Below are 3,854 nucleotides of genomic sequence, written 5' to 3'. Positions count from 1 at the left end.
GTTTGTGCGTTCTGCATCAGGCATTTTTTGCCCACTTCGCTATCGCCGGTCATGATGTGCGAGATGCCGTCTGAAAGGGTTTCGGTCATGGTTCTTACTCCGAATGCGCCGCCGCCGGCAGCGCCGAGGGCGAGGGAGACGATAAAGTAGGCTTTGCCTATGTTGAAGAGAAAGTTTTTCAAACCTTCCTGCACGCGGCCCGTGGTGATCAGGAAGCCCTGAATCATAACCCAAAGTGTGAGCAGGCTCAAAATCACGGTGAGTGCGAGCGTCAGGTTTTCGGATAGGATGAATTCGGTGAAATAGGTAATCCGTGCGTAGATGTAGTCGCGGATGCTGGAAAAGAGCAGAAAATCGGTCATGGCGGTTATGCGGGTTAGAAGCGGTTGGAAATGGAGCGGCCGATGTTTTGGCGTTCTCTGGCTTTTTGCCGGTAGTCGGCAGACTGCATCTGCAATACGGCGGCGGTCGAGCCTTTTTTGATGCTGTTGCCGAGGTTTCTGCCGGTCAGCTGGTTTTTGGTGAGCATGACCCGTGCCCGCTGGTATTCTTTGATCATGGCTTCTTTGCTTTGCAGGTTGGTCATGTACTGTTTGATGTCGGCATCCAGCCTGTTGAAGATGATGCCGATTTCCTGCTCGATGCGCTGCTGCTGCCCTGCGCCGGTTTTGCTGTCGGCGCGGGCGTGTTCCTGCTGTTTGGCCTTAACCTGCCTGTAGGCTTCGGCCACTTTTTTATCCATATCCATCAGAATGTTGTATTTGTCGGATTCCAAATCCACCACGCGCAGGCAGAAGGTTTGGGAGGTGGGATTGCTCAGGTTGCCGCATTGTTTTCTGCGCTCTGCAAACAGTTTGTCCATCTGCTGTTTCGATTGTTTTTCGATGGCTTCCCTGACGCCGGGAATATCCATCAGTTTTCCGCGGACGTAATTGGCCAGATTCTGTTTCCAGTTGTCCAGTTGCGCAACCCAGTTGGCCAACTGTTGTGCGCGGTCGGCTGCGTCCAGTGCCCAGTTTGCGGCGTCTTGGGCGAATTTGCTCGGGTCGAAGACGGTCATTGCTGCCTGAAGGGGTTGGGCGGCGAGCATGACGGATGTGAAAATTCCCAGCACCGCCTTGCTGCGTTTGAAGGTTGTCGTCGGTTTCATGTTTGTCTCTTTGATTTTGTAATCTTCTGTAATGGTGTGCGGAATTTTCAAAAATCATCATTTTTATATTAGTTTTATTGTGTCTAACTTGTGTATTAGTTTTATTGCTTCAAAATGGCAACTATAATTTTCTATAAGATAATTTTGTTGAATTGATGTGGAAAGATGCCGCGCGGATACTACGCGCCATGAAAAAAAAACCTTTCCCAATCCCATGATGTATCGGTTGATCTTTGCCCAAAACGTGCGGCAAATCAGACGCTTGAAGGAAATCTCCCAAGAAGAGCTCGCCCATCTTGCGGGGGTCAGTCGGATTTATATCGGCGAAGTGGAGCGCGGGGGGCGGAATGTAACCATCGATGTGATGAGCCGTATTGCCAATGCTCTGGATATGCCGTTGGAAAAACTTTTAATCCGGGATTTGACAAAAATCGGTTGATTATTGCTAAGATGAAGGCCGTCTGAACACTTTTCAGACGGCCTTGATGTTGAAGGCCGCATCCACATAATGCGATACCGTTACGGAAAGGTTCGACAAGCGGGAAGTGCATCTGCCCGTCCATTTCCGTCAAACGGGAAAACCGTTTGGCAAGGCCGTCTGAAAGCGCAGGTTTTTCAGACGGCCTCTCCGTAAAAATACCGCATCCTTACCGATACCTATCATGACCGTTCAAACCACGCTCCCTGCCGCTGATGCGGCCGCCGAATTTTTCCGCCGCCATGCGCCCGATGCGGCGCCGGCGGTTGCGCCGCTGGTGCGCCGTCTGTTCGCCGCTTTGGAAGAAGGGCATTCTTTTATCGAAACCGACCGCAGCGAAGCGGCGCAACTGGCGGAGTTGCCCGAATTGGCGGGTGCGCACGGCGGCACGCCGCTGGTATTGCGCGGGCGCAAGCTGTTTTTGGGGCGGATGTGGCGGCTGGAACGCGATTTGGCTGCGGAAATCGTGCGGTTGGCACGCGCGGAATGTGTGCCGCCGGACTGGTTTCAGACGGCCTTTTATCTGGAAAACTGGTTTTCCGGCGCAGGCAGCGAAGGGCAGCGCGATGCGGCGGCGTTGGCATTGCTGCAGAATTTCATGCTGATCAGCGGCGGGCCGGGAACGGGTAAAACGACCACCGTGGCGAAGCTGCTCGCGCTGGTGTGCAGCAACGGCACCGCCATGCCGCGCATCGCGCTGGCCGCGTCCACGGGCAAGGCGGCTTCGCATATGGCGCACGCGCTGCACCGTGCGCTCGACGGTTTCGATATGCCCGAATCCGTCCGTGCCGGCCTGTCGCGGCTCGAAGGGCAAACCGTCCACCGGCTGCTGAAACTGCGTCCGCCGCAGATGCAGGGCGCGTTCGACCGCGCCAATCCGCTGCCGTTGGACGTGCTGGTGGTGGACGAAGCCTCGATGCTCGATACCGCGCTGATGCTGCAACTGCTGCGCGCCGTGCCGACGGGCTGCCGCGTGGTGTTGCTGGGCGATGAAAACCAGCTTCCGTCGGTGGGGGCGGGCGCGGTGTTGGCGGCATTGTCGCAGCCGACGGTGTTGGACGTTCAGACGGCCTCGTCTCTGCAACAGATGGTGCCGCGGCACGGTTTTGCGGTGTCGGACAACCCGCCGCCGTTGGCGCGGAACGTGGCGCATCTGACCGTCAGCCACCGTTTCGGCCCCGACAGCGGCATCGGCTGCCTTGCGCGCGCGGCGGCGGCAGGCGACGGCGGTACGGCGTGGGCGCAGTTTGCCGCGTTCCCCGACGAATTGGCCGTGGCACAGGGAGGTGTCAAACAGCAGGCCGCCGCGTTTTATGCCAAACAGGCCGACTATTGGCAGGCCGTCGATGCGGGCGACATTGCGCTGGCGTTCGGGCGGCAGGCCGATGCGGTGGTGCTGGCGGCATGGCGCGACGATGCGGCCGCGTTCAACGAAGCCTACCGCCGCCTGTTGCAGCAGCACGGCCGCATCAAGGGCGACGCGGCATGGTTTGCGGGGCAGGTGGTGATGATGACGCGCAACGATTACGCATTGGAACTGTTTAACGGCGACATCGGCATCGTGCTGCACGACCGTTTTTCAGACGGCCTCGAAAGCGGGCAGAACCACGACGGCCACGCCCGACACGCGCTCGCCGCCTTTTTCCCCGCCGCCGACGGTTTCCGCAAAATCCCGCTCAGCCGTTTGGGCGGGCATGAAACCGCGTTTGCCATGACCGTGCACAAAAGCCAGGGGTCGGAATACCGCGAAGTGTGGCTGCTGCCGCCGTCGGTACCGACGGCCGATGCCGACGGCGCGCAAGGGCTGAACCGCGCCCTGTTTTACACCGCCGTTACCCGCGCCCGCGAACGTTTCGTGTTTTGGGGCACGCAGGCCGAACTCGAAACCGCCGTCCGCAACGACCGTCCGCGCAGAAGCGCGCTCAAGGAAATGCTGGCGGAAGCGGATGCTGCTTGGGATGCCCCGCCGCGGTACAAAAGCGGATAGGCAGCCCGCTTGTGCCGTTGCCGTTTTGGATGGTGCGGTAACTTTAAGGCCGTCTGAAATCCGGAAACGGGTTTTCAGACGGCCTGTTTACGTGATGCGGCTGCGCGGCGGTTTCGCGTGTGCAACGGCGGGTCAGTATCCTTTGCCGTTTTCCGCCTGATACTGCTGCTGCACGGGTGTGATGGCGGCCTGCCGTGCGCGGTCGATGGCTGCACCGGTTTGCTGCGGGTTGTCTTTGC

At 58.5% G+C, this 3,854-nt stretch carries 3 protein-coding genes and 1 pseudogene; 2 read left to right on the top strand and 2 right to left on the bottom strand.

The genetic code is table 11. The features are described 5' to 3' along the window. A pseudogene (locus ACEYDX_RS10685) lies at positions 1 to 362 on the bottom strand (hypothetical protein); the annotation flags it as partial. 14 nt (positions 363 to 376) lie between these two features. Further along, a complete protein-coding gene (locus ACEYDX_RS10680) occupies positions 377 to 1,150 on the bottom strand; it encodes a hypothetical protein (RefSeq protein WP_373742001.1) in 774 nt (257 codons plus the stop codon). A gap of 214 nt (positions 1,151 to 1,364) precedes the next feature. Here ACEYDX_RS10680 and ACEYDX_RS10675 point away from each other — a divergent pair, with 214 nt between their 5' ends. Together ACEYDX_RS10675 and recD are read left to right on the top strand one after the other, a co-directional pair. After that, the gene (locus ACEYDX_RS10675) at positions 1,365 to 1,589 is read left to right on the top strand and encodes a helix-turn-helix domain-containing protein (RefSeq protein ID WP_373742000.1); all 225 of its coding nucleotides are present in this window, start codon (positions 1,365 to 1,367) and stop codon (positions 1,587 to 1,589) included. A 223-nt stretch (positions 1,590 to 1,812) separates the two neighbouring features. Beyond that, the gene (gene recD, locus ACEYDX_RS10670) at positions 1,813 to 3,615 is read left to right on the top strand and encodes an exodeoxyribonuclease V subunit alpha (protein ID WP_373741999.1); all 1,803 of its coding nucleotides are present in this window, start codon (positions 1,813 to 1,815) and stop codon (positions 3,613 to 3,615) included. Positions 3,616 to 3,854: the final 239 nt, after the last annotated feature.

It is taken from the genome of Neisseria sp. (genome assembly GCF_041804105.1).
Taxonomy (GTDB): Bacteria; Pseudomonadota; Gammaproteobacteria; order Burkholderiales; family Neisseriaceae; genus Neisseria.
The sequence above is the reverse complement of the archived record's forward strand: the minus strand, read 5'-3'. Positions and strand labels throughout refer to the sequence as shown.